This is a genomic window from Lacibacter sediminis (assembly GCF_014168535.1).
Classification (GTDB): Bacteria; Bacteroidota; Bacteroidia; order Chitinophagales; family Chitinophagaceae; genus Lacibacter; species Lacibacter sediminis.
The window spans coordinates 925,290-950,409 of sequence record NZ_CP060007.1 but is presented as its reverse complement, the minus strand read 5'-3'; the positions used below and the strand labels follow the sequence as shown (position 1 = coordinate 950,409).

Annotated in this window: 22 protein-coding genes; 12 read left to right on the top strand and 10 right to left on the bottom strand. The window is 40.9% G+C overall.

What is annotated here, in order from left to right:
• Positions 1–8: 8 nt before the first annotated feature.
• Positions 9–677 (top strand): DNA alkylation repair protein, encoded by a 669-nt coding sequence (locus H4075_RS04200; protein ID WP_182804450.1) that lies wholly within the window; start codon positions 9–11, stop codon positions 675–677.
• Between the two features lie 7 nt (positions 678–684).
• Here H4075_RS04200 and H4075_RS04195 read toward each other — a convergent pair whose 3' ends face one another.
• Both H4075_RS04195 and H4075_RS04190 read right to left on the bottom strand, forming a co-directional pair.
• Positions 685–2,001 (bottom strand): T9SS type A sorting domain-containing protein, encoded by a 1,317-nt coding sequence (locus tag H4075_RS04195; RefSeq protein WP_182804448.1) that lies wholly within the window; start codon positions 1,999–2,001, stop codon positions 685–687.
• Between the two features lie 169 nt (positions 2,002–2,170).
• On the bottom strand, positions 2,171–2,557 hold the full coding sequence (locus H4075_RS04190) for an SET domain-containing protein (RefSeq protein WP_182804446.1): 387 nt from the start codon (positions 2,555–2,557) through the stop codon (positions 2,171–2,173).
• A 100-nt stretch (positions 2,558–2,657) separates the two neighbouring features.
• Between H4075_RS04190 and mgtE the strand changes: the two genes are divergently transcribed.
• From mgtE to H4075_RS04170, 4 genes are all read left to right on the top strand, one after another.
• Positions 2,658–4,049: a magnesium transporter gene (mgtE, locus tag H4075_RS04185; RefSeq protein WP_182804444.1), complete on the top strand. Its 1,392-nt coding sequence runs from the start codon at positions 2,658–2,660 to the stop codon at positions 4,047–4,049.
• Between the two features lie 62 nt (positions 4,050–4,111).
• Positions 4,112–4,402 (top strand): Asp-tRNA(Asn)/Glu-tRNA(Gln) amidotransferase subunit GatC, encoded by a 291-nt coding sequence (gatC, locus tag H4075_RS04180; protein ID WP_182804442.1) that lies wholly within the window; start codon positions 4,112–4,114, stop codon positions 4,400–4,402.
• 15 nt (positions 4,403–4,417) lie between these two features.
• Positions 4,418–5,122 (top strand): ABC transporter ATP-binding protein, encoded by a 705-nt coding sequence (locus H4075_RS04175; protein WP_182804440.1) that lies wholly within the window; start codon positions 4,418–4,420, stop codon positions 5,120–5,122.
• Positions 5,123–5,225: 103 nt separating this feature from the next.
• Entirely contained in the window at positions 5,226–5,786 is a 561-nt protein-coding gene (locus H4075_RS04170; RefSeq protein ID WP_182804438.1) for a cob(I)yrinic acid a,c-diamide adenosyltransferase, read from the top strand.
• Positions 5,787–5,826: 40 nt separating this feature from the next.
• Here the strand turns inward: H4075_RS04170 and H4075_RS04165 are convergent, their stop codons facing one another.
• On the bottom strand, positions 5,827–6,489 hold the full coding sequence (locus H4075_RS04165; protein WP_182804436.1) for an ABC transporter ATP-binding protein: 663 nt from the start codon (positions 6,487–6,489) through the stop codon (positions 5,827–5,829).
• A 156-nt stretch (positions 6,490–6,645) separates the two neighbouring features.
• Here H4075_RS04165 and H4075_RS04160 point away from each other — a divergent pair, with 156 nt between their 5' ends.
• Entirely contained in the window at positions 6,646–6,867 is a 222-nt protein-coding gene (locus H4075_RS04160; RefSeq protein ID WP_129130154.1) for a DUF2795 domain-containing protein, read from the top strand.
• A gap of 144 nt (positions 6,868–7,011) precedes the next feature.
• Here H4075_RS04160 and H4075_RS04155 read toward each other — a convergent pair whose 3' ends face one another.
• From H4075_RS04155 to H4075_RS04145, 3 genes are all read right to left on the bottom strand, one after another.
• On the bottom strand, positions 7,012–7,401 hold the full coding sequence (locus H4075_RS04155) for a VOC family protein (RefSeq protein ID WP_182804434.1): 390 nt from the start codon (positions 7,399–7,401) through the stop codon (positions 7,012–7,014).
• Between the two features lie 2 nt (positions 7,402–7,403).
• Positions 7,404–7,673, bottom strand: coding sequence for a SemiSWEET family sugar transporter (locus H4075_RS04150; RefSeq protein WP_182804432.1), 270 nt, complete (start codon positions 7,671–7,673; stop codon positions 7,404–7,406).
• Between the two features lie 130 nt (positions 7,674–7,803).
• Complete coding sequence (locus H4075_RS04145; RefSeq protein WP_182804430.1) at positions 7,804–8,619, bottom strand: enoyl-ACP reductase FabI; 816 nt, start codon at positions 8,617–8,619, stop codon at positions 7,804–7,806.
• A gap of 185 nt (positions 8,620–8,804) precedes the next feature.
• On the opposite strand from H4075_RS04145, the gene H4075_RS04140 reads away from it, so the two are divergent.
• Positions 8,805–9,083 (top strand): GNAT family N-acetyltransferase, encoded by a 279-nt coding sequence (locus H4075_RS04140; RefSeq protein WP_182804428.1) that lies wholly within the window; start codon positions 8,805–8,807, stop codon positions 9,081–9,083.
• A gap of 96 nt (positions 9,084–9,179) precedes the next feature.
• Here H4075_RS04140 and sov read toward each other — a convergent pair whose 3' ends face one another.
• Complete coding sequence (gene sov, locus H4075_RS04135; protein WP_182804426.1) at positions 9,180–16,460, bottom strand: T9SS outer membrane translocon Sov/SprA; 7,281 nt, start codon at positions 16,458–16,460, stop codon at positions 9,180–9,182.
• A gap of 39 nt (positions 16,461–16,499) precedes the next feature.
• Positions 16,500–17,084, bottom strand: coding sequence for a Holliday junction branch migration protein RuvA (gene ruvA, locus H4075_RS04130; RefSeq protein ID WP_182804424.1), 585 nt, complete (start codon positions 17,082–17,084; stop codon positions 16,500–16,502).
• Positions 17,085–17,273: 189 nt separating this feature from the next.
• Between ruvA and H4075_RS04125 the strand changes: the two genes are divergently transcribed.
• A complete protein-coding gene (locus tag H4075_RS04125; protein WP_182804423.1) occupies positions 17,274–18,281 on the top strand; it encodes a beta-ketoacyl-ACP synthase III in 1,008 nt (335 codons plus the stop codon).
• A 99-nt stretch (positions 18,282–18,380) separates the two neighbouring features.
• On the opposite strand, the gene H4075_RS04120 is transcribed toward H4075_RS04125, so the two are convergent.
• A complete protein-coding gene (locus tag H4075_RS04120; protein WP_182804421.1) occupies positions 18,381–20,369 on the bottom strand; it encodes a Kelch repeat-containing protein in 1,989 nt (662 codons plus the stop codon).
• Between the two features lie 132 nt (positions 20,370–20,501).
• Here H4075_RS04120 and H4075_RS04115 point away from each other — a divergent pair, with 132 nt between their 5' ends.
• Both H4075_RS04115 and H4075_RS04110 read left to right on the top strand, forming a co-directional pair.
• Positions 20,502–20,948 carry a DUF1569 domain-containing protein gene (locus H4075_RS04115; RefSeq protein ID WP_182804419.1) on the top strand — a complete coding sequence of 149 codons (447 nt, stop codon included), beginning with the start codon at positions 20,502–20,504 and terminating at the stop codon, positions 20,946–20,948.
• A 21-nt stretch (positions 20,949–20,969) separates the two neighbouring features.
• Positions 20,970–21,509, top strand: a complete 540-nt coding sequence (locus tag H4075_RS04110) for a GrpB family protein (RefSeq protein ID WP_182804417.1) — start codon at positions 20,970–20,972, stop codon at positions 21,507–21,509.
• Between the two features lie 14 nt (positions 21,510–21,523).
• Here the strand turns inward: H4075_RS04110 and H4075_RS04105 are convergent, their stop codons facing one another.
• On the bottom strand, positions 21,524–22,018 hold the full coding sequence (locus H4075_RS04105) for a DinB family protein (protein WP_182804416.1): 495 nt from the start codon (positions 22,016–22,018) through the stop codon (positions 21,524–21,526).
• Between the two features lie 105 nt (positions 22,019–22,123).
• Between H4075_RS04105 and H4075_RS04100 the strand changes: the two genes are divergently transcribed.
• Both H4075_RS04100 and H4075_RS04095 read left to right on the top strand, forming a co-directional pair.
• Entirely contained in the window at positions 22,124–23,251 is a 1,128-nt protein-coding gene (locus tag H4075_RS04100) for a trans-sulfuration enzyme family protein (RefSeq protein WP_182804414.1), read from the top strand.
• A 57-nt stretch (positions 23,252–23,308) separates the two neighbouring features.
• Positions 23,309–25,108, top strand: coding sequence for a serine hydrolase (locus H4075_RS04095; RefSeq protein ID WP_182804413.1), 1,800 nt, complete (start codon positions 23,309–23,311; stop codon positions 25,106–25,108).
• The last annotated feature ends 12 nt before the right edge of the window (positions 25,109–25,120 follow it).

The following is a 25,120-nucleotide window of genomic DNA, read 5'->3' as shown; positions in this document are numbered from 1 at the left end:
AGGTAAAGATGCATTCATATCTCACTCCACTTATAAAATTATTTGAGCAACATGCCAATGCCGGTAATGCAGAAGGCATGAAAGCTTATATGTTGCACCAATTTGATTTTTTTGGCTTGAAAGCTCCCGAGTGGCGCAAACTCAGTAAAGAATATTTTAAGAAAGAGTTACCCGAATTTAAAGAAGTTGAAGCCATTATTAAAGACTGTTGGCAACATCCAAAAAGAGAAATGCAATATGTGGGTATAGAATTACTTGCTTGTTATCAAAAACAATGGACAAAACAAACCATCAACATTATTGAATACATACTCACACATAAAAGCTGGTGGGAAACTGTTGATCATGCTGCTACAGCATTAACCGGACCATACTTTAAAAAATTTCCTGAGCAACGACAAAAGCTCACGGGTAAATGGAATAAGAGCAGCAATTTCTGGCTTCAACGCAGCAGTATTATGTTTCAGAAAATGTACAAGGAGGAAACGGATGCAGATTTATTAGGTAAGCATATTCTTGCTCTTAAAAATTCAAAAGAATTCTTCATTCAGAAAGCTATTGGCTGGGCGTTAAGAGAGTACTCCAAAACGGATGAAAAGTGGGTAAAGGCGTTTGTAAAAAAACATTCCCTTTCACCGTTAAGTGAAAGGGAAGCTTTGAAAAGAGTCAGCAAGTAACTATTTATTATTGTTTGCTGAACTGTGTATAGAAACGTTTACCAGATTTAGGATTGTATAGTTCCATGAAATAAGAACCAACACTTAACGATCTAATATCAACCGAAGGATTAGCCGCAGATACATTTGAAACCTTCACGATCCTGCCTTCTGTGCTATACATGCGACAAACAAACATGCTGCCATTCTCAACCGCAGGAAGATTGATTCGAATGTTTTCTGAACTTGGATTCGGAAACACTTTCACGCTTATGCTTTGTTCACTTCCTAATCTTATTTTTTTGACGTCGCTGTAGGTAATGATCTTATCGTTATTAATTACTTTAATGCGATAGGATGGCTCAACATCACGTGCGGTGATTTTATCTTTGAACTCGTACTGAACGGCTTCATTACCTTCTTTACTCATCACCAAACCAATTGTTTTAAATTCACCATTACCCTCTTTGCGTTGTACTTCAAAGTAATCAACTAATTGATTGTATTCAGATTTCCAATTTACCAACACATGATTGTCTTTGTCCTGAACAGTTGCATCAATTGCTTTGCCTGATAACACTCCATTAATTGGAGTAATGAAATTAACATCATCCTTGCCAATTGTAATTGGGTTATAATTCTGGTTATCACAGTCACTTATATCAAAAGGCTGGTAAGGATTATTGGAGTTCCCTTCACGGATTGCAGTAACTCCAATTTCCTTATAACTATCCGTAAGAGACGCAGTGTGCCCACCGTTTTGTTTGTCGAAAAATTGCGCTATAAATTGAGGATCACCAAAGCCATAATCCGGGTCAGTTAAATGATAATATGATGGAGGCCTTACCCCTGGGTTTTTAAGTTTAAAGAATATATCCAATAATATGGCTGTAGTACCAGCAGGTATTCCTAAACCGTTATCACAATCAGCTGTCGATCTGTTAATATAACGAACAGTCATAATTTTAGATGTGCCATTAGGATTGAGTATAGGCGCAGTTCTTAACCCTGTTCCTGAAAACAGATTTGGATCAATATCAGCCCCCCCGGCTTGTGTATCAGGACCAATAAAGGGTAAATAACTGCCGTCGTTAAGGCCAGTCATATAACTGTAATAACCCTCGTAGGTTACCTGATCTGCGTTATATTGAAATCCAAAACGCATCCCCATAAGGCGCATTTGACCTTGATTGGATCCTGTGGGGTTACTTAATGCGAGACGAACAACAATGGTTTCTGTTGTGCTTCTATAAAAACAATTACCGTAAATTTCAGCGCCCTGAGAGTAAGATGTGTTTTGCAAGATTGTTATTACAACCAGCAACAAGAGTAACTTTCTAATCATGTAGAAGAGTTTAAATTGTTAACTGGTTTCCGTAGGTAGGAAGATTAAAGGGAGGCTTTTTTCAGGAAGATGGTGTTAATGCAAAAGTAACTCGCCAACAGGAGGAAAGCAATAAAATGGCAAACTATTTTTAAAATTTGGCATCGTAAAACTACGATACCAGGCTGTTTCAATCCTTCACATCGAACCATACTTTCTTCTCATCATTCCACTCCCCATTATAATTTATTGTAATTTCTTCTCCCGCTGCAATTTTATGCACCGTTTTGATCATCATCATGCTGCTGTTGAAATCCATGAAATATTCTGCATTGCTTCTGTAAGAATGATTGTAAATCGATATCCACCCAAGTGCAAGTGCACATTCATCATGTTCAGGTCCCCATTCAAAAATATAATCGTGCAGCAGGGTTTGATCAAGTAGCTTGCGTTCATCGGCACTCATGACAATTACAGGCGAAGACTCAATGATCGTTCCCGCAGCAATGGGTTCATTCGTAAACACAGCCCGGCCTTTCTCTTCGGTATCAGCAATAAACAAACAGGTTAAACGCATGATGAACTTTTGTTGCGTGAAGTAGTCTTTCAATCAAAGAAACTAACTTTAGCCAAAATGCAGAAATCAACAGCAACACTTATTTAAAAACAGTTGAATTATGAGTCTTGAACTGGAACAGGAAGTATCATTAAAGGAGCAGTTTGAAGAACTGATGATACGTGAAGACAAGCTGGAGATACAGGAATTCCTCAATAACCAGAACATCAGCGATGTGGCCGAACTGGTGTACGAATTTCCCGATTATGAAAGCCAGATGCTGGCAAATATGAGTGTACATAGAGCTGCCAGCGTGTTTAAGATCCTGGATCTGCCCACGCAAAAACAGATCATTAAAGAGCTCCCGCCTTTTAAAACAGCAGAGTTGCTTAATGAATTGCCTGCCGATGATCGCACCTCATTTCTTGAAGAATTGCCGGGCAGTGTGGTAAGAGAACTGATCAAATTACTGAACCCCGAAGAACGGAAAATCACCCTGTCGTTGCTGGGTTACCCGGAGAATAGTATCGGTCGTTTGATGACCCCTGATTACGTTTACATTTATCCTCATAACACCGTTGCCGAAGTATTTGACACCATCCGTAAATACGGAAAAGACAGTGAAACCATCAACGTGTTGTACATCATCAATGAAAAAGGGGAATTGGTTGATGACATCCGCATCAGGGATATTATTCTTGCTGCGCCTGATAAGAAAGTGGAAGAAATTATCGACGGCCGTTTTATTGCCCTGAATGTGTATGACGACCAGGAAACCGCCAACGAAGCGTTTAAGATGAATAACCGGGTGGCACTTCCCGTGGTAAGTAATACCAACAAACTGCTGGGTATTGTAACCATTGATGACGTGTTGTGGGTAGCCAATGAAGAATTTAGTGAAGACATGCAGAAAATGGGTGGTACCGAAGCCTTGGATGAGCCCTATATTGAAACACCCATCTTTAAGCTTTTTAAAAAACGGGTAGTGTGGCTCATCATTTTATTTTTTGGTGAACTGCTGACTATTTCGGCAATGCAGGGTTACCAGGATGAAATTGCCAAAGTGGTGGTTCTTGCCACTTTCATCCCACTTATCATTTCAAGTGGAGGCAATAGCGGTTCGCAGGCATCTACACTCATTATCCAGGCAATGGCGCTGGGAGAAATAAGCATTGCCGATTGGTGGCGCATCATGCGCAGAGAGATCGTTTCGGGATTGCTCTTAGGTTCTTCGTTATGCATCATTGCACTTTCTGTGATCTTTGTATGGAGTTCGTTTACCACAACCTTTGGTGATCATGCCATGCTCATTGGATTAACGGTGGGCTGTTCCCTCATTGGTATTGTTCTGTGGGGCACATTAATGGGCTCTATGCTTCCGTTGATCTTAAAGAGATTGGGAGCCGATCCGGCTGCTTCATCCACTCCTTTTGTTGCCACGCTTGTTGATGTAACTGGTTTGCTCATTTATTTTTCTATGGCCTATTTATTTTTAAGCGGTGTTTTATTGTAGACATATTATCTCCGTTCATCCAAAACAAATCTTGCACCACGCAATTTGCTTATTTTTGGCAGATGGAAGTAAACCATGCACTTATTGATAAATTAAGCCTGCTTGCAAGGCTGGAGATCAAACCCGAAGAAAAAGAAAAACTAAGGGACGATCTGCAGCAAATGATCGGCTTTATTGAAAAATTGCAAGAGCTTGATACAAGAGGCATCGAACCTTTGATTCACCTTACTGAAGAAATCAATGTGTTACGTGAAGATGAACTGAAGGGTTCTGTTGAAAGAGAAACAGGTCTTGAAAATGCGGCACTTCGGAATGATCATTTTTTTATGGTACCGAAAGTCATCAAAAAATAATTCTATATTCATCTCATGCAATCAGTTATTCACCTCGAGCAACTACGCAAAAGCTATTATCTCGGCAAACAGGAACTTCCTGTTTTAAAAGGTATTGATCTTGACATTAATAAAAATGAATTTGTAGCATTGATGGGGCCATCAGGTTCTGGAAAAAGCACCTTGATGAATATTCTTGGTTGCCTTGATACCCTCACCGATGGTAAATATGTTTTGAATGGCAATGATGTGAGCAAGATGAATGATAATGAACTTGCTGAAATACGTAACCAGGAAATTGGATTTGTGTTTCAACAGTTTAACCTCTTGCCACGTTTAAGCGCTTTGGAAAATGTAGCGTTACCACTTATTTATGCAGGGGTATCAAAAAAGGAACGAACAGAACGTGCATTGGAAATGCTGGAGAAAGTAAGCCTTGCCGACAGATCGCACCACAAACCAAATGAATTAAGTGGTGGTCAGATTCAACGTGTGGCCATTGCACGTGCACTTGTGAACAGGCCATCCATTATTCTTGCGGATGAGCCTACCGGTAACCTCGATTCAAAAACATCGGTTGAGATCATGGGATTGATCACTGATATTCATAAACTCGGTAATACAGTTGTTTTGGTAACACATGAAGAAGATATTGCCCGCTATGCCAAGCGTGTTGTGCGTTTGCGTGACGGATTAATTGAAACCGATCAGACACGTGAAGAACTCGCACTACACGCCTGATGACCGAACTGAATTTTGAAAATGTTGTGGAGAGTTTTTAACTCTCCATTTTTTATTTACAACCTTTGCTGTCTACTTTTGTTAACACTCCAATTGATGAACAATGGCACATAAGATCTATACAAAAACAGGCGATTTAGGAAAAACGAGTTTAATTGGCGGAACAAAGGTTCCAAAAAGTCATATCCGTATTGAGACATACGGTACTGTTGATGAATTGAATTCATACGTTGGTTTAGTAACCGATCATGTAGCCGATATACACACCAAATCAGTGCTGAAAGAAATACAGGATCGTTTGTTTACAATTGGTTCGTCATTGGCTTGTGACCCGGAGAAAGAGCCGAAAATGAAAATTCCTGATCTGAAAGAAAAAGATGTTGCCTTGCTGGAAAAAGAAATGGATAAGATGAATGACGCTATTCCTCCAATGAAATTTTTTGTTTTACCTGGCGGTCATGTTTCGGTAAGTACTTTGCATGTTGCAAGATGTGTGTGTCGCCGCTGCGAACGTTTATGTGTTCACATGCAGCAGGAAGAAATGTTTGTTGAACCACTTGTGATAAAATACATCAATCGTTTGAGTGATTATTTATTTGTATTGGCCCGTTACACAGGTCATCAGTTAGGCGTGCAAGAAACTCCGTGGAAGCCAAGAGTTTAAAGAAAAGTGAGAAGTAAAAAGTTGAAAATAAAAACTGTGCCTAATTCGCACCTGCAACAATTCTCCCATCTTTCATATGCACCGTACGATCACACTGAACAGCCAGTTCTTCGTTATGCGTAACGATCAAAAATGTTTGATTGAATTGTTTACGCAGATCAAAAAACAATTGATGTAATTCCCGTGCGTGTGTACTATCTAAGTTGCCGGTTGGCTCATCAGCCATAATAATATCAGGGTTGTTGATCAATGCTCTTGCAACCGCCACCCTTTGCTGTTCGCCACCACTCAACTCAGCAGGTTTGTTCTGCATACGATCTGACAGTCCCAACATCTTAAGCAATTCAACAGCCCTCACTTCCACTTCCTTTTTCTTTTTCGTTCCAAGCCATCCCGGAATACAAACATTTTCCAGCGCTGTAAATTCGGGCAACAAATGATGGAACTGGAACACAAACCCAATGTGCCGGTTACGGAAGCCAGCCAGCTCATCTCCTTTTAATTGATTCACCTGTACATTATTCAGCCACACCTGTCCGCCATCGGCTTCATCCAAAGTTCCCAATATGTGCAGCAAAGTGCTTTTACCCGCCCCACTGCTTCCAACCAAGCTCACAATTTCGCCTTTGCTAATCTGCAAATCCACGCCTTTCAACACTTCCAGGCTGCCATATCGTTTCGTTATCTGTTTACAAGTAAGCATTTGTTTCGTCTCCGTTTTACAAACCTAAGGTATTGAACCGTTGTGCCAAACTGCTGCTAAAATTTCCTCTACCCGGTTTATACACACATATAACAAAGCAGATTTGGTTATTTCAGCAGGAAAGTTACTTTTGCGGAAAATTAAAGGGTTTTCCTTATGTTCTGGACACTTGAATTAGCCTCGTACCTCGAAGACGCTCCCTGGCCTGCTACCAAGGATGAATTGATTGATTATTCGATCCGCAGTGGGGCACCCATTGAAGTAGTAGAGAATTTGCAGGAGTTAGACGACGAGGGCGAAATTTACGAAAGCATTGACGACATCTGGCCTGATTATCCAAGCCAGGAAGACTTCTTCTTTAATGAAGATGAATATTAAAAAGCTGCTATTGCATGCTCTTAGCTGAAAGCTAAAAACATTGAACCCTGTCCTGAGCGACGGGGTTTCTTTTTTGCCCTGAGCGGCAGTCGAAGGGTACTGCATTTGTATCGATCGAAGTCGAGATACAAATCATATTTCAAATCAAACCGTTAACTCAATCCTGTTTTTCTCGGGATCAAGAATCACACTTTCATAATAACCATCACCTGTGGTGCGTGGTTCATCAATCACTTCAAACCCATCTGCACGGAAACGTTCTGTCATTTCATCAACTTTCTCTTTACTTCCAAGCGAAACAGCAAAATGAATAAAGCCTGTAAACTGATCGTACACATTATCCTTTGAATCAGGAACAGTTGGCATCTGCATCAACTCCAAACGAGGTCCGCCATCAAACGAAAGAAAATACGATTGAAATTGTTTTTTCTCATTGATATATTTATTATTCGATGTTGCATTAAAGTAACGGCAATAGAAATCTTTCATCAACTCAAGATTCTTTACCCATATAGCAAGATGCTCGATATACATAACTACTTTTTAAAAGTGAATTTGAAATACAGCAATACTAAAGAGAGTAGAAAAATAAAACCATTACACAACACCACAGGCACCAGCAGCGGATCATTAAAGATGCCATATACGAGCCAAACCATGGTACTGGTGGTTACAATCAGGATGGTGTAAATACTCAGATCGCCCACACTTTTTGTTCGCCATGCTTTATATACCTGCGGCACAAATGTGGCACTACTCAGTATGGATGCAAAGAGGCCAACAGCCTTAACCCAAAAAGGATCCATTGTATCTGGTTTTAAACTTGAAAAGTTGATAAGCAAAAAACTTATCAACTTTTCAGAACGCTAACTATTTATTAAGTTGATCAACAAAGTGCATGTTCGTACTTCGCATCTCTTACTTTGTACTTGTGTGTTATTTTTCCATCTGTTCGATTACTTCAGCCGTTACACCGGTAAAGCTGAAACCACCATCATGGAAAAGATTCTGCATCGTTACATAACGTGTAAGATCGCTGAACATTACAGCAATATAATTTGCACAATCTTCTGCAGTGGCATTACCCAGGGGACTCATTTTTTCTGCATAGTTAATGAAACCATCAAATCCTTTTACGCCACTACCTGCAGTTGTTTTTGTAGGCGATTGTGAAATCGTGTTTACACGCACCTTGTTCTTAACAGCATAATGATAGCCAAAGCTGCGGGTAATACTTTCAAGCAATGATTTTGCATCAGCCATTTCATTATAATCAGGAAACACACGTTGTGCAGCAATATAAGTAAGAGCAACCACACTACCCCATTCGTTGATGGCGTCCATATCCCATGCAGTACGTAAAACACGGTGCAGGCTCATTGCAGAAATATCAAGTGTTTTTGTATTCCACTCGTAATTGAGTTCTGTATAATGTTTACCCTTGCGAACGTTCAGACTCATACCAATTGAATGCAGCACAAAATCAACCTTGCCACCAAAATGCTCCATTGATTTTTCAAAGAGATTCTTGAGGTCATCCATATTTGTTACATCAGCTCCAATCACCGGCGCATTACCACAGGCTTCAGCCAGTTTATTGATCTCGCCCATACGCAAAGCAACAGGTGCATTGGTCAAAACGATCTGCGCACCTTCTTCATAACATTTCAACGCCGTTTTCCAGGCAATCGACTTTTCATCCAAAGCACCGAAGATGATGCCCTTTTTCCCTTTCAGTAATTGATGACTCATAATTATTGATTTGGGTTCAAAAGTAAGGAAGATGAAGCAATTGTTGGAAGTACGAAATACGAAGCACTAAATACCCCACGTCAGACCTCCCCGTTGCACAGATGATAAAGCAAGACACAAGCAAAACAACTGCGTTAATGCTAATGTAATTTCTGATAATAACTTTACTTAATTTTATCGCCTTTATGGAAATACTTCAATCAGACGACGGCAAGAAAGGTGCTTTTTATATTGAACAGGATGGCGAACGCCTTGCAGAAATGACATACGTATGGGCAGGCGAAAGCAAATTCATTATCGATCATACCGAAGTAAGTGATAAGCTTGCAGGAAAAGGTGCAGGCAAACAATTAGTAGCAAAAGCTGTTGAATTTGCAAGAGAGAAAGCTGTAAAAATTCTCCCGCTATGTCCTTTTGCTCACAGCGTCTTTAAGAAAACACCTGCATACAGCGATGTGCTTTGATCTTTATCATAAACCAACAGTACAAAAAATATTCTGACAGAAAATAAGATGCCGCTGCTAACGCAACGGCATCTTATTTTATAAAAAATTTCTGATTTATTGTGCCAAACTAATATTGATCTGCAACCCAGCTCTTGTATTGACAACCGGTGGTGGTGTAGCAATGTAACCGATCACTCGTGTTTGTTCAAAGAACAAACGCAATCTTACACGATTGTTGAGTACATAATCGATCGATGGATTGATGGAGAGAATTTTCTGTCCGCCAGTTGGGATGGTATTCCGTTGATCAAGAATATTGTTTGATGTAGCATTATCACGATAAGTCATATCAAAACGGAAGCTGAGATCATTTGATAATGTTTTTGAATCGTTCTTTGTAAATGGCACTTTAAACGGAAGTTTCAATCCACGTTTGCGCCAGCCTGCACCAACTGTAATTTCAACACTTCTTACTTCACTCACCTGGAAATCGATCAAACTTAAACTGATGGTACGACTGCGGCCGTAATCAACTTTAAAGTTGAGCTGATTGGTCATCTGCACATCAATACCGATCAACGGCGAGAACCGTTCACTGATGGTAAGGTTAGGTACAATGAAGAACGGAACAAAGTTGTTCGAGATGGTATCGATGAACGATGGATAACCCAATCCAAAATCATCAGCGTATAAAAGAGCAGAAGTAAAATTATTCATACTCAGGTTACTGCTGTAACCATGTGTAATGCTGAAGTTGGTAAATATCTGATCGAGACCCGGAATTCTCGACAAGCCATTATACGTTAACCGCCAGTTTGGTTTTGGTAAATAACGTTTGAATGGATTATCATTCACACGACGGTTCTTCTGATCGAGCAAACCAACTTTCAATGGATCCTGGTCGGTGTATGCTGCAATAAACGCAGGCACCAAAACATCCTGCGCATAACGACCATAACCTTTATAATAACCATCAGGATTTACCTGGTTACCGCTGTAAGGATTTGCTTTACCCAAACGTTCAGATAATATCTGCCTGTTCTGTTCAAACTGCAGGAACGATTGACCAGGCGTTGTAGCCGAGAATTTCCTGAACATCGTTTGGTAAGAAATAAAGCTGATATCGAAACCACCGCTTGCTAACGGACTCAAATGACCGAAAGTGCCGTTACCTGTAGTGTCTTTAAACAGTTGCGAATAGTTTTTGCTGAACGAACGTGTAAGGTTAAAATCAATGGTGAAATCCCGGAACGGTTCAACAGTTGCTTCAGCTTTCAGCTCCTGCCTGTAACTCTGTGAAAACAGGAAGTTGAAATTGGTATCACGTGTAACCCAACCTTTTCTTGCTGCATCATCAAGCCAGCGGTCATCAGGTTGTTTGCCAAAAATATAACCAAAGCTCGGTGCACCTGAACGCCAGTTTTGTCCGAGGTATTGAGTACTGTCAGTATAACCCGGCAGGCGTGAGTTAAACGATTCGTTGTAATTAAGATTAATACTTTTTACTGAAGTTAATATCTGACCAAAGAATCTTGCAGCTCCACTTGGTTCAAATGTGAGACTCTTGTCTTTCTTCGCTTCCAGCCTGTTCAACCGACGGAATAATTTCGCCACATACTTCTTGCTCTTGCCAACAGTATCTTTTGGATTAAATTTAATATTAGGCGATGCAAGTGTTGGTTTTGCATTCGGATCTTTCTCCGTTTCAAGTGCACGCAAAAATTTTGATTTCTGATACAAGCGAACAAAATCAAGCTGACCTGTAAACACTCTCGTCTGTGAATTTTCAATCGTGTTACCAAGGTTCGCAGCTAAACGTGATGCACCGATCCAATTGTACGTTGTATTATAATTGAATCGTGCAGTTGTCCAATCCAAGGCAGGGATCTTTGCCAATGGCAAGTTATAAGATGCGTTAGCTGTTTGACGATAGATGGTATTACGCCCGCCTTTCAACAGGTTTTTGCGGATGCTGTCTTTCTTCTCTTTTGTATTGATGCGGCCAAACGGTTCATCCACACGTGCATTGTTGGTTGCGCTGAAATCGATATTGATCGAACGTGTGAGATCCCAACGCATATTGTACACACGGTCAAACACAAAATACTTATCGTAGGTCTCCGGAATTTTAAACGGACTTGGAGCCACACCCGGAATCGTTACTTCTCTTGCACGCACCGCACCAAACTGGCGATTGATATCTGCACGGAAACTTAACAGGCTTGGTCTGTAGTTGAAGTTGAAATCTTTAATAATATTCCACCACGGGCTGCGGTACTTGATGAGTTTTTTAAACGGCTCAATAAATTTCGGCTGTGGGGCATAGTTATAACCAAGACCACCATAATGTTTTTCGATCACATCATTTTCAATGAGCGGATTACGCTTTTCTGTTTTCGTATAAGAATAGCTCACATCAAAATTCGAAACATCATAAATTTTTGCAGGCTTCCCGTTGGTTTTATTTTTCCGCATGTTGGTTACATTCACCGTAGTGATGGCAGAAAAATCCTGTGCAATATTCTTAACCGAATCTTTATTCGTTACTGTTTTTAATTTGTCTTTGAACTTTATATCCTGATCATAAGGATCATATTCAGGATTCATAACTGTTTGTGAATAGCTGGCGTAGAACGGAATTTCAAGCCCAGATTTCTTTGGTAATAATTTACCCAGCTGTAATTGGGTAGCCACATCAAACTGATAGAAGAATTCACGGCTACGTTCATTCACTCGCTGTTCAATGGTACCAAATCCTGCACTGCGTGCAGAACCTGAAATAGAAACTGTTCCAAGATCGGCCAGTTGAATATCTACACGACCTGTACCTGCCCATCCACCCTTCTCATCCAAACCACTTAAACGTAATTCATTCACCCACACTTCAGCGCATACAGTTGAATTGGCATCGTTACGGTTATTCTCCACACCAACTAAGAAGCCTTTCACTTCACCAAGATTTGGATTACCCATAACAGCCCAACGAACACCGTTACCTCTGTCTTCTGAATAAACAGAATTCACGCCACCGGTACGACGCAGTTTGAAACGTACCAATTCTTCCAAACTCAGATCAAATTGGTTTGCGCCCGGCCACACCGCACTCGTATCGTTTGGTCCATTACCGGGACGGGGATATGTTCCCCACCTTGTAACTTTTAACGGCATGCGCACTTCATAATAGTTATTGATGAAGTCGGTACCAAACCGGATCACAGCAATTGCCTGGCCATCTTGCAAATTATCTGTTTTACCTCTTGATTCTGCGTGCATGAACATCCGTACACGTTTGTATTGACGCAGATCATGATTGAGTGTTTTAAATACAGCACGGCTGTCACCATCCTGCAGATCACAAACCTGCACACTAAGCGATGATTCGTTCTGCAACAGGTTTACACCATTATTACTTAACTGCTGCACACGTTCAATTCCGGGAGGAATCACATAATTCACCGGAACACGATTATCGTTTTCTTCAACGTTAACAGCTGTAACGTTAAATGAAGTAAGACCTTGGTTTTGTAACGGTTTGTATTGTCCTGTTGTATCAAGATCGAATTGGTAAGAGCGCCACATGTTACGCACCAGTTCCAGTTTACCAAAACGAACAACCAATGAATCATCAAAACCCGTCATGAACATACGCATGAAACGGATCGACTTAAAGTCAGGAATATTTCCCACCTTCTGCTCATATTCTTTAACAGGTATCCTGAAGAGGAACCATGTTTCTTTACGTGAATTACCATCAGCCAGTTTAATATCCACTTCTCTTCTGTCGGCAATATAATTCTGCCCCACCTGCATCAACGGATCATCTTTTGGACGTAACTCTAGATGATACTGGAAATATTCTTCCACTTCATTCAACGTATTATCACGGTTGAGATCTTCGTTATCAGGATACAAAGTTGCAGCAGAGGTGTACTGAATGTCGTTGCTAGCTACAGGGCTGTTTCCCTGTGGGTTATTAAAATCTTTGTAACGGCTAAGGATACTTGCGTTATCAGGCTGATCAACACGGAAGTGTTTGTAGTTATCTGTACTTGGGTCAGCGAGTAATGCTTGGTATGCAGCACCGCCACCAATATTTGTTTGATATTGACTTAAGAAACTGCTGAATACACGAACCTCTGCACTATCTGCTCTTCCATCTAAACCAACATCCTGCTGCGGACGTTCTTCAACAATATTGCTGAATGCCTGTGCTATCTGGATGGGGTTACGTGGTACTCTTGCCCAGTTACTGAAATCTTCACGTGCTGGTGTTTGTGTTGTACTCAATCCATTTTCATAAAACCTGCGACCATCTTTTAAGATATCTTCAGAAATATTACCGAGGTTGAAATACATCTGTCCACCGGTGCTTGTTGGGTTGAGGATGAATGGATCTTGTACCCACATTTCAATAAACTCAATATTGTTTGTTTCGAAATCGATCTGATCGATGGCACGCATAATACCACCCCACCTGTTTCGTGGATTTAATAACTTACCATTTGAAGGATTGATACTACCATTACGTGCATCAAAATTATACGGACCTCTTTGTGTTGGATAAAAAGCAAGATCGAATGTGATCAATTGGTTTTGACCCAGATCAGGTGTTACCTGTGGAAATATTTCCTGCCTGTTTACAAAACGCACACGGGGATCAGATAACTCAGTAAGGTTACCACCTAAAGGATTGTTTGGATCACGACGTTGTTGCAGTACCGGTTCAATATTATACCAGGCAAGTTTTGCACGGTTGTAGCCATACTGCAGATCATCATTTAATGATGCTTCAGGAAATAGTTCAACACCAAAACGATCCTGTGCTTTAAATGGTGTTGATGCAAGCGACCATGCTATGAAAGGGAAACGAAGATCAATACCATTACGTGTTCCTTCAAAGTCATCAATATAAATTAAACCACCTCCGCCTTTCTCAGGACGAATTTGTTTGGCTGTACTTGGAATAATTTGTGCAGCTTCACCATATACATTAATATTTGAAAGCTGTCGTGTAGAATAAAAAGGCAAACCATCTAACCACTTTGTCATACGTTTCCAATCGCTGCGATAGTTTACATCTGCACCGATCATGGTATTGCGGATCGGATCATCACCATAATTCATTTTGGTGAAGAAAGGCCGCTCACCTAAACGCATCACTGCTGCACCAATATTCAGTTGTTTGTTTTGACGCTCGATGGCTTTGTAGTCTAAACGCAGTGCCATGAAGTTTCGGTTCTGCATACCGAACGTAGCGTTATTTTCAAACCCTACATTAATGGGCACACCTGAGTTTACAATTGCCTGGTTGATGATCTTCACCGTACCAAGATTATAATCAACAGTGTAATCAACATTCTCTCTTAACGTTTGTCCACCTGCTGTAACAGTAACTGAGCCCTGTGGCACATTGAATGCACCTAATGGAATATCACCACCGCCACCTGCACTACGTGATGCACCACGGAAAACATAGCGGTTCAATTGTGGCGATTGCTGTGCAACCCATTTAATTGAATCATACAAAGGATAGAATAAATATTTCTGTCGCAGTTCATTTGAATCGACACCACGGAAAATATATTCTAGGTCTTTACCAAACGGTTCAAGCAAAGGAAAGATAACACGGCTGAGTTGTGAGTTGATGGTAAATCCTTCAATATAATCAAATACACCATCGGGCTGCGGATCGTTTTGATTATTGAGTCGATCAAGATTTACTAATTCAATGATTGGTCTTCCTTTTTCTTCACCTTCAGGAATGTATCTTTTTTCACCACCACCCGGTTCCTGGTAAAGAATATTGAGTTTAAAATCTTTCCGTTCCAGCTGACCATAACCAACCGAGTAAACGTTCTTCATCATCAAATCCCAGATCGGTAACAACGGACGTTGTGATGTTGCCTTCAACATTTTCAGGAACAGTACTTTTTGTGTACCACTGTTGTTTGCAGTTGTATCAGGTGTAACATCATTCGAAAATTCACCCACCTGGTACACTTTGCCATTCACGGCATATTGAAAAGCCACACCCAATACTTCATCGGGTTGCAGAATTGTATTGAGTGAAATAAAACCGATCTGTGGATTAAAATAATATTCTTCCGGACGAAGCTTACGTGCAAATGTGCGTTCAAAATCCTGCACGGCTGTTAAACCAAAACTTTGTAAACGGTTTGTGATCAATGCTGCATCTCTTGTTGCAGGATCATTCACCATCCGTTGGTAAAGATCGTTTGCACCATTTTGCGGAAGATCAGATGATGTGAGTGAAAATACATTCGGATTATTGGGTTGTGATTCACCAAGATCCATCAACGCAACAACATTCCTGTTTTCAGTTGTTGAACCTGTGCGGTTGGTGACCCATACTTCCATACGAAGAATTTGAACCGGTGTTGTAACTGCCGGAATATTCTTCATGTTTTTATTATAATTCTTCTTAAAATATTGTGCGAGTAAGAAGTGACGGTTCTCTTCGTATTCATCAGCCTTTACCTGGAACTGCTGCAAACCGGTACCACCTGCTAATTGCACCTGTTGACGATTTGAATTTTGATTTGCTAATACTGCCGTCACGTACAGCTTACCAAACTGAAGTTCAGTTTTCAAACCAAACAATGCAGATGCACCCGGCATTAAAGTACCACGTGCGGGGAATTGAATATTACCAGCTTCAATACGTTTGATAATAGCATCTGTATTACCAACATAATCGAGCTTCAATTGATTTTCGAACTGGAAGTTGGCGAGTGTATTGTACGTAACAGGGAAATTAAGTTTGTCGCCGATCTTAGCATTCAAACCAAAATTGGCATTCATATCAAAATCAAAACCACCATTCTTCCTTGCACGTTCAGGCAAGGTTGGGTTCTTGATATTCTGACCGATATAACCGGCAGTTAATGTAACATCACCCTGCGGACGGATCTCTACCTTTGGAATACCGGTGTTGCTGAATAAACGATTAAAGAAACCCGGTCTTACCTGTAGTTTCGGATCAAGTATTTTACGGTTGAGGTTTAGTGTGGTATTGAGCCTGCGTTGAAAATAATCACGTTCATCCTGTCTGCTTTTGTAAGCCAGCATTTCTTCGAAAGTGAGATAGCTGGGTTTACGATACCAGCTGCGGCCGATCTTTTCGTAGATATAATATCTTTTTGTTGCCGGATCGTATGCAATGGAATCTTTGATGTTTGATGGGCGTTGCAGATCAAACGTATTACGGTTTGGTTCTGTAAAAGCATCACCTCTGCGATCGGTCAATGGAAAACGTAAACCAGGAGTTGTATCTCTCAACGGTGTTTGTGGCAAAGGAATACCGCAGTAACTCACCAATGTGAAGCAGGTCAGTACAATGGTCAGGAGGGCAATTCCAGATATGGTGCGTTGCATCAGGGTCAAGGTCTATAAGCAAATAAGTTTTGATATTGGCTAAAGGCACTTCAATGCAGCCTTTATCAGTTCCTGAACCTCGGTAAACTCCGTACTGTTTTGCCGGGCTTTTTTGATGGCTGACTCTGCTGCATTTCGGGCTATGCCTAAAGCGGTCATAGCTGTTAACGCATCAAGCTCTAAACTATTGTGAGTCAGCGTAGAAATATTCGCTTCCACAGGACTCTTTGCTAATTTGTCACGCAACTCTAAAACGATCCGTTGAGCCGTCTTTTTCCCGATACCTTTTACGCTCTCTAAAAGACCTTCATTTCCTGAAAGAATGGCCCTCACCACTTCATCGGCCTGGAGGGAGGAAAGCATCATCCGGGCAGTGGATGCCCCAACCCCGCTTACGCTGAGCAGGTGTAGGAAAACGTCCTTTTCATGCCTGTCGAAGAAGCCATACAGAATATGGGCATCTTCCCTCACCAGTAAGTGGGTAAATAATGTGCCTTCGTTCAGCGATTGAATTTTGGAATAAGTGTTCAGACTCACCTGTACTTCATAGCCAACACCATGAACATCAATGTGAACAACAGTTGGGGTCTTGAGGGTAAACGCTCCTTTGAGGTATGCAAACATGAAACGAAAATAGAGTTTTTTGGAAAGGGTTGTCAACCTTAGTGAGATAAAGATTGAATTCGCACAATCTTCAAAAGGCAGGCAACCCTCTGTACTTTCCGTTCACAAACAACTGCTTGCAAAGCAAGTCTTATATTTGCACCCTGTAAAGCGGGCCTATGCCTGCATCTCCTTAAATACAAAGCATAAATGAGCAAAAAAATCACTGCAGCCATTACAGCTGTTGCCGGGTGGGTTCCTGAAGACCGGCTTACCAATTTTGATCTTGAGAAAATGGTTGATACCAACGACGAATGGATCCGCACCCGTACCGGTATTTCCGAAAGAAGAATTTTAAAAGGCGAAGGACTTGCTACTTCTGATATGATCGTTCCTGCTGTGCTCGACCTATGCAAAAAGCGTGGCATCGAACCATCAGAAATTGATTGCATGATCGTTGGTACCGTTACTCCTGACATGGTGTTCCCTTCAACTGCCAATGTGGTGTGCGATAAGATCGGTGCTGTAAATGCATGGGGTTTTGATCTGAGTGCAGCCTGCAGCGGATTCCTTTTTTCACTCACAACCGGCGCTACTTATATTGAAAGCGGCCGCTACAAAAAAGTAGTGGTTGTTGGTGCTGATAAAATGAGTGCTATTATCGATTATACCGATCGTAACACCTGTGTGATATTTGGTGATGGTGCAGCCTGTGTCTTGCTCGAACCAAATGAGGAAGGTTACGGTGTGCAAGACAGTATTTTAAAAAGCGATGGTGCTGGTAGAAATTTCCTGAACATGAAAGCCGGTGGTAGTTTGCGCCCTGCATCAATGGAAACCGTTGCCAACCGTGAGCACTTTGCTTACCAGGAAGGACAAACCGTTTTTAAATTCGCAGTAAAAGGCATGGCTGATGTGAGTGCCGAATTATTAGAGCGTAACAATTTAACAGGTGATGATATTGCCTGGCTAGTGCCACACCAAGCCAACCTTCGCATCATTGATGCAACCGCCAACCGTATGGGTTTGCCGAAAGAAAAAGTAATGATCAACATTGAAAAATTTGGTAACACTACTGCAGGTACTATTCCTCTTTGTTTGTGGGAGTGGGAAAATCAATTAAAGAAAGGTGACAACGTTGTGCTTGCTGCATTTGGCGGAGGTTTTACATGGGGTGCTACTTGGATCAAGTGGGCATATGATGGATCAAAGAGTTAAGCATTAAAAAAGAAAAGAAGTTATAAAGAGAAAAGCGGTTGTGGAAGCAGCCGCTTTTTTTATTTGACAGATTCATTTTTTGCAGCAACTCAATAAAAATTAAAACTCCAGTTTCCACACCTGCCTGTGATAAACATCGTTACTTCCAGCAGTACTGATCAGGAAAACACTTCCATTTGCTGAAATAATCATCGGTGCAGTTATTGATTGATCCAATACTCCTATTGACCATGTATCTGTAATTGGATCATAGATGTCGAACTTGTTTTTTGCTTTGCCATTCGCCACAAAAAAGAAGGCTTTGCCATTTAACGTGCCGGAACTAAATGCAGAAAAAGAATTAGGTTGAAACAAACAGGAAAACGAAGTGGAATTGGAAAACGCATCATACATCTCCACTTCATTTGATGTTTTTCCGGCTACTATACCTCCAGCCCAAATCAAATTTCTTGCAAGCAAACCAGACATTCCATATTTAGGCTTACTTAATTGAGAAACAGACCACGAATCAGTTGCAGGATCATAAATATCTATTCTCGAAGTTGGAGTTAATGTTGATTTGCTTGTAACACCTCCTGCAAAATATAATTTGCCTTTTACATTGTTTGCGGTAATTAAATAGCGTGGCTGACCGAAGTTGGTTGTTGTCCATCTTTTACTTCCGGCATCATAGATATCAGCGAAACTACCCCCAACTATTACCAGCTTATTTCCGGAAACCAGTGAAGTTAATAGTCCATCTGCATGAGGCATTTCCATTGTTGACCAGGTGTCTGCTACAGCATCATAAACATCAATACGTGATGTTAACCCAACACTACCCGAAGGAAGAATACCTGTGCCTCCGGCAAAAAATACTTTAGTTCCCATTGCAGCAACTGTCATCCCAGATCTTGCCTGGCTCAGGTTTGCAGCGCTCCATGAGTTTGTTGCTATATCATAAATATTAACAGTGGATGAAAATTTGTTAGGGCCGGGTCCATTTGGAACTGGCGTTCCGCCTGCAAACAATATTTTAGTTCCAACCGCAGCCACTACGCTTACTATTCTTGGATCGCCCAATAATCCCATTGGAATAAGTCGTGCATTAACCAACGGTCTGTTACTATACACCGTATTTACGACAATTGTATCATCATCAATAGCACCATCATTATCAGTAACTCTTAATCTAAACCCATACGAACCCGGCACGAGACCTGTAACTGTTGTAGTTGATGCAGCAGGATTACTTATTAAAGCCGTAAAGCTTTCTGCAACTACTAAAGACCATTGATAAGAAAAAATGGTACCATCAGGATCTCTCGACATTTTCCCATCTAATGTAATAGAAGATGGATCCATACTGCAGGTTTGCAGATTATAGGTGATTGTGATATCATTGCCCGCTTCCGCTATGGGAGATCTATTAGGTGAGATGTTCACCGTTACCCGCATCGTATCTGTGGAAAACAATCCGCCTGCATCAGTAACAGTCAACTCAAAGAGGTAAACACCATTTGTGAGGTCTAATGCTTCTGCTTTGATTGCAACAGGATCTGAAAAAACAGAATTGGGTGGTCCTGAAATTTTTCTCCAGGCATAACCGATTATGTTATTGTCAGGATCTGTTGAACCGCTTCCATCAAGCAATGCCTTGTTTACAGGCAAAGTTATAGTTTGATCTTGCCCGGCTCTTGCGACAGGAGGTCTGTTAGGTGCTGTTGCACTGTCTACAAAAATTTTAACTGTGTCTTTGGCAAACAGGCCTTCGTTGTCCATCACTTTTAATTCAAAACTATACACACCGGGCACCAGCTTTTTGACTGGAGTTACACTTTTCGCTGAGTCTTTTATTGCATAAGAAGCTGGGCCAGCGACTTTTTTCCATGACCATTCTGTTATTCTTCCATCCGGATCAGTAGAAGCACTTCCATCAAGCAAAGTGCTGTCGTTAGGTAATTTGATTGTCTTATCAGCCCCTGCTTTCGCTATCGGTGGTAGGTTCTCTCCTTTGCAATTTTCGCAGGAATATTCCGGCTTGCAGGCAATCTGCAAAACTAAAACCCACACAATTACAATGACTGATAAAAAGAACCCGCCCTTCATTGAATAAACATACAATTTTAAGTGCAGGGAAGCAAGTACACTGCCAGTCATCACAACATTACCCTACTTAAAAATTAAGTTTTAGTTTAGCATCTCCCGAAAAGTTGGTGCCAACCGAATTAAACGATCAAAATGAAAACAGTTTTTGATGCCGCAGTAAGAGATGAATTAGTAAGCCGGATCAATTCTTTAACACTGCAGAACAATGCTCAATGGGGCAAAATGACAGTATCTCAAATGTTGAAGCACTGCATTCTGTGTGATGAGATGTTTTTTGGGAAGCTCTTTATAAAGCGTGTCTTTATTGGACGCCTGTTGGGACCAATGATGCTGAAGAAAGTACTGAAAGATGATCGTGGATTTGGAAGAAACTCGCCAACAAGTCAATTGCTGAAAACCACTGGGCAAAATTGCGACATTGACCTGCATAAAAAAGAATGGATCAGTAATATTGAGCAATTTGCTGTTTACAATAATGCCAACTTCATTCATCCTTTCTTTGGTTTAATGACAAAAGACCAAGTAGGATTGTTTGCTTATAAACATGCCGATCATCATTTAAGGCAATTCGGAGCATAAGTAATAAAGCATCTACAACCAATGCTGTTAAGCGAATACACAACAATCTGGGTTCACGACTTTCAAACAATAAAAATAATACTGCAAGAAGCATTGCAACAACTGCCCGTAACAATTGAACATATTGGCAGCACTGCTGTTCCCGGCTTAGCAGCCAAGCCCATCATTGATATCGACCTTGTTTTTGCAAATTCAGTAAGTTTCGGCGAAATCAAAACAAGGTTAGAACGTATTGGATATTGCCATAACGGCAACCAAGGGATAACAGACAGAGATGTTTTTAAACGAAACGACGCATTACCCAAGCATGCAGTACTGGATAGCATTGTTCACCACCTCTACGTTTGCCCTGTTCATAGTGAAGAATTAAAGCGGCATCTTTTGTTCAGAAATTATTTGCGAACAAATGAAGAGACAAGAAACGAATACCAGCAACTGAAACTTTCGCTTGCAGCGGAAGCTAACCAGGACAGAAAACAGTATGCAGCAATAAAAGAAGAAAAAGCAAAAGCATTTATTGATCAGGTTATCACGAATGCTGCTTTGCAAGGTTTGTTATAAGCGGCCTCTAACTGTTAGACACGGGTGCGGTACCAATGAATAAAATCTGTTGAAGGAATTTCTGTAACTCCTAACTCCCGCATCATGGTAACCAGTTGCCCACGGTGATAGGTGCCATGATTAAACAGATGGTGCAGCACCTGCCAAACTGCTGATCGGAACGAATCACCTTTCATATTTTTGTAATAAAATTCACGTTGCAGATTTTCTTGCGTAGCATTATTCACAAAACGCTCCCAATCACCTGCCTGTTGCAGCAAACCGTTTACTGCTTCTTTCATTGATGGATTGAATTGCTTACTGGGTATCACCATTTGCTGATGGCCTTCCATCCGTTGCCACCAGATACTTTCTGCATCCCATAAATGGAGAACTGTTGCATACAAATTCGGGAAACTGCTTTTCACGATCTGTTGGTGCAGTTGCTCATCCATTTTAAGGATCGTATCAGTAAGCGTTTGATAAGCCCAACGGTTATATGCAGCATAGGCTGAAAGTAATTCTTTCATATCTATATGATTTTGCAGCTCAAATTAATGAATATATCATCTGCATGTCAAATCGCAAAGCACAGATTACGTACATTTATCCACGTAATACAAACACAGCGGCAAATGGAATTTTCAACACGCATCATACACGAAGACAATATTAAAGATGGAAGCGGAGCGGTAATGTCGCCCATTATTTTGTCGACCACATTCGAACGTGGCCAAGATGGCATCAGTTATCCCGGTGGTTTCTTTTATTCAAGATACGATAACCCCAACCGTCACTCACTCGAACAAAAACTGGCAAAGATGGAAAACGGTGCGGGTTGTGTAAGTTTTGCATCGGGACTTGCTGCAGCAACTGTCGTATTTCAAAGTTTAAAAACAGGTGACCATATTGTTTTACCGGATGATACCTATTTCTCAATCCGTACTATTCTTGATACCATGTTCTCCGGTTTCGGTTTATCGTACACGTTAGTTGATATGACTGATCTTGATGCGTTGCGAAAAGCTATTCAGCCCAATACAAAACTGGTGTGGACCGAAACGCCTTCGAATCCATTGATCAAGGTGACCGATCTTGCTGCTGTAGCGGCCATTGCAAAAGAGCATAACTGCTTTACGGTTACTGACAATACATGGGCCACTCCCTACTATACAAAACCAATTGAATTTGGTATTGATATTGTTTTGCATTCAACTACAAAATATCTTGGCGGACACAGTGACATTTTAGGAGGTGCGTTAATATTTGGAGAGAATAATCAACGCTATGAATTTATAAAAGCCTGCCAGAAACTAGGTGGCGCTGTTCCTTCGCCGTATGATTGCTGGTTACTATGCAGAAGTCTTACCACTTTTGTTGCACGTATGCCTATTCATTCAAACAATGCAATGCAACTGGCTGCTTATCTTGAAGCACATCCAAAAATTGACCGTGTACTATATCCGGGTCTTACATCGCATCCGCAACATGAAGTAGCGGCACGACAAATGACAAACGGATTTGGCGGCATGCTTTCCATTCTTGTAAAAGGCGACCGTGCAACAGCATTGCAACTGGCAGATAAGTTACAGTTGTTTACACACGCAACAAGTTTGGGTGGCGTAGAGAGTTTAATTGAGCACCGTAAATCAATTGAAGGCGATCTTTCACCAACACCTGATAACCTGTTGCGTATTTCAGCTGGCATTGAAGATGTGAAAGATCTGATCAATGATTTTGAACAGGCATTACTGTCTATATAAAATTCGTCTGACGGTTTAATAACCGTACCGACGAAATACAAACCAAAACATCGCTACATGAAAAAAATGTTCTTTCTCTGCATTGCAGTAATACTGTTGCAATCAGCAAACGCACAAACAACCGAGAAACGTTTAGCCGGTCTTGACACATTCATCAACCGCATTTTAAAAGAATGGAGTGCAGCTGGTGTAACCGTTGCTGTAGTGGAAAAGAACAAAGTGATCATGACAAGAGGTTTTGGGTATAAGGATTACGAAAACAAAGTGCCGGTTACTGAAAACACATTGTTTGCCATTGGCAGTTGTACAAAAGCATTCACTTCATCACTACTGGCTTTTCCGATGAAAGAAGGCAAGCTTGATCTGGATAAACCCGTTACGCAATACTTACCTGAGCTACGTTTTATTGATGATGAATTGAACAATCATGTAACTGCAAGAGATATGATGAGCCACCGTACCGGTTTGCCACGACACGATCTTGCATGGTATGGTTCACGTACTAAGAGAGACAGCCTGATCTACATCATCCGCTATTTTGAAAAAACGGCTCCGTTGCGGAGAGCATGGCAGTACAATAACTTTATGTTTCTGGCGCAAGGTGTATTGGCAGAAAAATTAAGTGGTAAGAGTTGGGATGTACTAGTGAGAGAACATCTCTTCACGCCATTGAACATGACGGCGTCCAACACATCTATGAACGACCATGTTAAATCTCCTGATTATTCATTTGGTTACAATGAGAAAGATGGAGCAATAACAAAAATGAAATTTATGAACATCGATGGAATCGGACCTGCGGGTTCCATCAACTCCAATGCAAAAGATATGGCCAACTGGGTAATGATGTGGGTGAACGGAGGCAAATTCAATGGTAAAGAAATTCTTCCGGCTGCTTATTACAATCAAGCGATCAGTTCACAAATGGTGACAGGTGCGGGATTGCCTACCAAAGAGCAACCCGATGTATTCCTCAGTAATTACGGCTTTGCGTGGTTTCTTGCAAACTATCGTGGTCATTATCGTGTAGAGCATGGCGGTAATATTGATGGCTTCAGCAGCAGCACTTCTTTTTTCCCAACTGACAGCATTGGCATTTTTGTATCAGTGAATCAAAACGGCTCACCAATCCCGGGTATTATCCGCAATACAATTGCGGATAAATTACTTGGATTGAAATATAAAGACTGGCACCGCACGCAAAAAACAGCCGTTGATAAAGCAAAAGCAGCAGCGAAAGAAAAACTGAAAGCTGACAGTACGCAACGCAAGATGGGTACAAGGCCTACACATGCTATCACCGATTATGCCGGAACATTTACCAATGAAGGTTATGGTACATTAACGATCGAGCAACAAAAAGATTCACTCGTTGCAAAGTATAATGCGCTCACGTTTAAAGTAAAACATTATCATTTCAACTATTTCAACTTTATACCTGTGGCTGATGGTGTTGATGCAGGAGAAGATGATGCGATGAAAGGACAATTCAATATTAATATCAAAGGAGAGATCGAATCACTTTCACTGCCACTGCAGGCAGGTGTAAAAGATATTGAGTTTAAAAAGAAAGTAGAAACAATTGATGTCAGCAAAGCTGATCTTGAAAAATATGTTGGCGAGTACGAATTACCCGGGCCAACGCTCGTAAAAGTTTATATAAAAGGTGAAAAAACATTGGTTGCTTTTGTAACCGGTCAAACCGATTATGAATTAATTCCTGTAAAGCCTGATGTATTTAATTTAAAGATTGTTTCAGGTTTTAGTGTTCGGTTTGAGAAGAATGATGCAGGTGAAGTAACTGCACTATACTTTGTTCAACCTAACGGAACATTTAAAGCAACAAGAAAAAAATAATTTCGTCGGCAC

Bases quoted from the DNA above. Each gene is read 5' to 3' on its own strand.
- H4075_RS04200 (WP_182804450.1), top strand. From the start codon at position 9: ATGCATTCATATCTCACTCCACTTATAAAATTATTTGAGCAACATGCC.
- H4075_RS04195 (WP_182804448.1), bottom strand. From the start codon at position 2,001: ATGATTAGAAAGTTACTCTTGTTGCTGGTTGTAATAACAATCTTGCAA.
- H4075_RS04190 (WP_182804446.1), bottom strand. From the start codon at position 2,557: ATGCGTTTAACCTGTTTGTTTATTGCTGATACCGAAGAGAAAGGCCGG.
- mgtE (WP_182804444.1), top strand. From the start codon at position 2,658: ATGAGTCTTGAACTGGAACAGGAAGTATCATTAAAGGAGCAGTTTGAA.
- gatC (WP_182804442.1), top strand. From the start codon at position 4,112: ATGGAAGTAAACCATGCACTTATTGATAAATTAAGCCTGCTTGCAAGG.
- H4075_RS04175 (WP_182804440.1), top strand. From the start codon at position 4,418: ATGCAATCAGTTATTCACCTCGAGCAACTACGCAAAAGCTATTATCTC.
- H4075_RS04170 (WP_182804438.1), top strand. From the start codon at position 5,226: ATGGCACATAAGATCTATACAAAAACAGGCGATTTAGGAAAAACGAGT.
- H4075_RS04165 (WP_182804436.1), bottom strand. From the start codon at position 6,489: ATGCTTACTTGTAAACAGATAACGAAACGATATGGCAGCCTGGAAGTG.
- H4075_RS04160 (WP_129130154.1), top strand. From the start codon at position 6,646: ATGTTCTGGACACTTGAATTAGCCTCGTACCTCGAAGACGCTCCCTGG.
- H4075_RS04155 (WP_182804434.1), bottom strand. From the start codon at position 7,401: ATGTATATCGAGCATCTTGCTATATGGGTAAAGAATCTTGAGTTGATG.
- H4075_RS04150 (WP_182804432.1), bottom strand. From the start codon at position 7,673: ATGGATCCTTTTTGGGTTAAGGCTGTTGGCCTCTTTGCATCCATACTG.
- H4075_RS04145 (WP_182804430.1), bottom strand. From the start codon at position 8,619: ATGAGTCATCAATTACTGAAAGGGAAAAAGGGCATCATCTTCGGTGCT.
- H4075_RS04140 (WP_182804428.1), top strand. From the start codon at position 8,805: ATGGAAATACTTCAATCAGACGACGGCAAGAAAGGTGCTTTTTATATT.
- sov (WP_182804426.1), bottom strand. From the start codon at position 16,460: ATGCAACGCACCATATCTGGAATTGCCCTCCTGACCATTGTACTGACC.
- ruvA (WP_182804424.1), bottom strand. From the start codon at position 17,084: ATGTTTGCATACCTCAAAGGAGCGTTTACCCTCAAGACCCCAACTGTT.
- H4075_RS04125 (WP_182804423.1), top strand. From the start codon at position 17,274: ATGAGCAAAAAAATCACTGCAGCCATTACAGCTGTTGCCGGGTGGGTT.
- H4075_RS04120 (WP_182804421.1), bottom strand. From the start codon at position 20,369: ATGAAGGGCGGGTTCTTTTTATCAGTCATTGTAATTGTGTGGGTTTTA.
- H4075_RS04115 (WP_182804419.1), top strand. From the start codon at position 20,502: ATGAAAACAGTTTTTGATGCCGCAGTAAGAGATGAATTAGTAAGCCGG.
- H4075_RS04110 (WP_182804417.1), top strand. From the start codon at position 20,970: ATGCTGTTAAGCGAATACACAACAATCTGGGTTCACGACTTTCAAACA.
- H4075_RS04105 (WP_182804416.1), bottom strand. From the start codon at position 22,018: ATGAAAGAATTACTTTCAGCCTATGCTGCATATAACCGTTGGGCTTAT.
- H4075_RS04100 (WP_182804414.1), top strand. From the start codon at position 22,124: ATGGAATTTTCAACACGCATCATACACGAAGACAATATTAAAGATGGA.
- H4075_RS04095 (WP_182804413.1), top strand. From the start codon at position 23,309: ATGAAAAAAATGTTCTTTCTCTGCATTGCAGTAATACTGTTGCAATCA.